General features: G+C 41.5%; 4 protein-coding genes. 3 read left to right on the top strand and 1 reads right to left on the bottom strand.

Annotated elements, in window-relative coordinates:
• Nucleotides 1–686: 686 nt before the first annotated feature.
• Entirely contained in the window at nucleotides 687–1,169 is a 483-nt protein-coding gene (locus TQ39_RS19655) for a helix-turn-helix transcriptional regulator (RefSeq protein WP_050006787.1), read from the bottom strand.
• Between the two features lie 423 nt (nucleotides 1,170–1,592).
• Between TQ39_RS19655 and TQ39_RS20630 the strand changes: the two genes are divergently transcribed.
• From TQ39_RS20630 to TQ39_RS19645, 3 genes are read left to right on the top strand one after another with little or no spacing between them, the layout of a single operon-like run.
• Entirely contained in the window at nucleotides 1,593–1,949 is a 357-nt protein-coding gene (locus tag TQ39_RS20630) for a helix-turn-helix domain-containing protein (RefSeq protein WP_082052378.1), read from the top strand.
• 17 nt (nucleotides 1,950–1,966) lie between these two features.
• Complete coding sequence (locus TQ39_RS19650; RefSeq protein WP_050006786.1) at nucleotides 1,967–2,542, top strand: RNA polymerase sigma factor; 576 nt, start codon at nucleotides 1,967–1,969, stop codon at nucleotides 2,540–2,542.
• Nucleotides 2,517–3,212, top strand: coding sequence for a DUF4367 domain-containing protein (locus TQ39_RS19645; RefSeq protein ID WP_050006785.1), 696 nt, complete (start codon nucleotides 2,517–2,519; stop codon nucleotides 3,210–3,212). Before TQ39_RS19650 ends, TQ39_RS19645 begins: the two co-directional genes overlap by 26 nt.
• Nucleotides 3,213–3,328 lie beyond the last annotated feature (116 nt).

Raw genomic sequence — 3,328 nt, 5'->3', positions numbered from 1 at the left:
CTGGGCGGGCGAATTAATTGCCGCCCGCCCGGTTATCTTCACTGCGTGCGCCCACAACGATGCATGCGTATGCCAGCAGTGCAAAAACAATTCCAACAACAATTACTGCTCTCCACATATTCACCCCTCCCTCTTCAATAAGTCCATCTCCAGAAGCAGAACAGATTTGCTTCTGAAGATGGCTTTTATTTTACAGCCACATTTGACACTACTCCCCTGACTGTCCGGGCATCCTATACTGTAGGTACTGGCTGGTACCATCATGGGAATCTCACCCCCGGCAGGATCTCTGCCGGCCGCCCCCTTTGCTTGCGGCTAAGGCTGGACGGAAGTATCATTGTCCTCTTTCCATGTCATTGCGCTGCACCCCGCCACAGGGTGCTTTCAGCGGACTGTATTCGCTCGATACCATATTCTGCGGTTTCAGTGGTTATCAACGGCCACCGTGGTTGTCTTCGCGCATCCCATTCGCGCTTGCCGGCCTGGTTTTACCCCTGGTTACGGCTGGAAGAGAATGTTCAGTATAGGATGGATATTCTGTTTTCAAAGTGCCGAGAGTTTCCCTCTCACTCCCTAGCCCTTGAGAAAGCCGTTTTCAACCACATTGTTTTTAAAATTATTCAAATTCAGCAAAATGCACAAAACAGCTGAGATTTTTTATCTCAGCTGTTTTGTATGTATACTTTTTATCCTTTTGATACTTTGGGGATAATCGACTTATATTTTTGTACCGCTCGATTTTTATGATTCAAAACTGTTTGCTTATCTAAAGACAGTATTTGCGCAATATCGCTTGTTGCATATCCCTCGGTATATAGCTCCACAACCCGATACTGCTGCTCGGTCAGACTCCTTAACCAGAAAAGGAGGTCGGAGCGTTCAACCTGATCGATAAGCCCGCCAATATCATCTTCCAAATCAGGTGAATGCATCGAATGACTTTCTTGAAAAAGCGTATCCACCCCTTTGGGTGGCCTGTCCTCTCTTTCACAGGCTGGCACTACATCGGTCCTTCTGTAAAAACGTCGCTCACCATTGAATTCCAGCCGATATGCTTTCGCTGCTTCCCTGATTTGCTTTCTCTGCATCCCTGCCTTCCTCATTTCGAGTTTGGCTGCTTTCCATTCTCTTTTATATTCCCTCTCTGCCATGGCATGATTATACTTCATTTTTACTCCTCCATCTGATGTGAACTTGTTTTGGGACAAGGTCACACGGAGGAGCTCGTATCCATGTAGATGATCGCGTTGTAAATGATACAGCTTGTCTGCTTGATGTATCTGCTACGAAAAGATACTCTCTCTCATCGCACCAAATACTTCACCGCACCCCTACATTTTCTTTGCGGTGAATATGCTTGAACATTAGCCAATGCTATCTAACCTTCATTACCGCATACCGAAGATACGGATAAAACACTGTATAGTTACGACCCTGTGCTTTAACGCGCCAATAATACAACCATTTGAAATAGTTAAATTCTCATAATTTTATAATTTACAGCAATAATACATCTTATAGATATATTCATATTCTTAAAGTTTCTTACTCAATATTTTATCATCTGATAGGCTTTACTTGAGGTGATTCCCATGAACGATAAGCTTTATCGAGATATTGGAAAGCGAATAAAGTTGGCCCGACGCGCTTGCTCTATAACTCAAGAAAGACTTGCCGAGATGGTCGGTGTTACAAACCAACATATCAGTAATATTGAAGTCGGTAACAAAGCTCCTTCCTATGAATTGCTTTACGCAATTGCTGAAAAGCTAAACTGTTCTGCTTATAGCCTTCTTCCTGCAGAATCTTCTAATAGCGGAAAATACTTTTCAGAAGAAATAATGCATTTGCTGCAATCCGCTAATTCATATCAGCAAAATATGATTATTAGCTATATTGAGTGGTACTTGACCCAGCCTTTACCATCCGCCGTAAAAGAACACGAATAATGCCGGAGGAGAAATAAATGCTTATGTTTTATCTGGCGATGTTGGACACGCCAGAACAAAAAAGTAAATTCCAAATGATTTACGAAAACTATACTGGGCAAATCCTGCAAACGGCGCATTCTCTTGCAAGAAATCATATGGATGCAGAGGATATTGCCCAAGACGTTTTTCTGAAAATCATTAATAACATCGACACCATCCAAACTGAAAATCCCTTACGGCTTCGAGCTCTAATCATCCAAATGACCAAGTTCGCATCAATCGATTTACTCCGAAAGAAAAAACACAAAGAAAATCCTAACGATTTGATTAACGATTGGGAACAATTTCCCGCTGTTACCACCGATATAGAAGAATGTGTATTTTCTCACGAACTTATAAATATGGCAGTGAATTTTGTATCGCAGATGGATGAAAAATATCGCGCTCCCCTAACTCTTGCGGTCCTAGGATATAGGATAAAAGAAATCGCCTCGCTATTAGGAATGTCGGAAGCGAATACAAAGGTCCGCATTTCTAGAGCTCGCCATATGCTACGAGCATATATTCTTCAGGAGGAAAGCCAAGTTGAGCAAGAACATGATATCAGTTGATGCCCTTCTCGAATTCGCAGTTCTTGAAGCCTCCGCTTATGAACAGCGGCAACTTCCTCCCTTGAATGACCTCAATCAGCTATATCCAGCTTCTGATTTTCTCAAACAAAAAATCCACAAAATCGACTCAGATGAAAAACGTCGTCAAAAATTATTTATGCTTAAAAAAGCTGGAAAACGGATCACTGCATCTATAGCATGTCTTCTCGCAGTTTTTACTTGTATTTTTGCACCTGTTGAAGCCGTTCAAGATGCTGTCATCTCTACCGTTATCGAATGGCGTGATAAATTTAATCAAATAATATTCTCTTCCGATTCAGAGCTCCACTCCCTTCCTGCTACCATTCACATAAAGTACTGGCCGTCGGGCTATTATGTAGAGTCTACCTATCAAGATAATTCCCGTTTCCACATGGCAGCAGTCAATAAGGACGGTTTATACAGTACAGTAGAAATTCTATTAATGGATGAACCTCAAACGGTATTACTTGATAACGAATATTCCGATTATTATCGAATATCTTTTGGCTCAAATGATGCCTTATGGACCTGTCACGAATCCGGAAATAACATTCTCACTTGGGCTGACCAAAATGTTCTTTATCAAGTGACCACTGCAGCATCGCTTAATGAGGCAATATATATTGCCGAAAATATCGAAATGGGATGAAATCTTCTAACGGTTGTTCTCTGCAATGCCCTAAACTTCAGAAAACAATATAATTTTTTCTGTGAAGCTGTAACCTTTTTATTGTATTTACGTATCCAATATGTCTTCCTTTATTT

The organism is Ruthenibacterium lactatiformans (genome assembly GCF_000949455.1).
GTDB classification, from domain to species: domain Bacteria; phylum Bacillota; class Clostridia; order Oscillospirales; family Ruminococcaceae; genus Ruthenibacterium; species Ruthenibacterium lactatiformans.
The sequence above is the reverse complement of the archived record's forward strand: the minus strand, read 5'-3'. Positions and strand labels throughout refer to the sequence as shown.

Bases quoted from the DNA above. Each gene is read 5' to 3' on its own strand.
- TQ39_RS19655 (WP_050006787.1), bottom strand. From the start codon at position 1,169: ATGAAGTATAATCATGCCATGGCAGAGAGGGAATATAAAAGAGAATGG.
- TQ39_RS19650 (WP_050006786.1), top strand. From the start codon at position 1,967: ATGCTTATGTTTTATCTGGCGATGTTGGACACGCCAGAACAAAAAAGT.
- TQ39_RS20630 (WP_082052378.1), top strand. From the start codon at position 1,593: ATGAACGATAAGCTTTATCGAGATATTGGAAAGCGAATAAAGTTGGCC.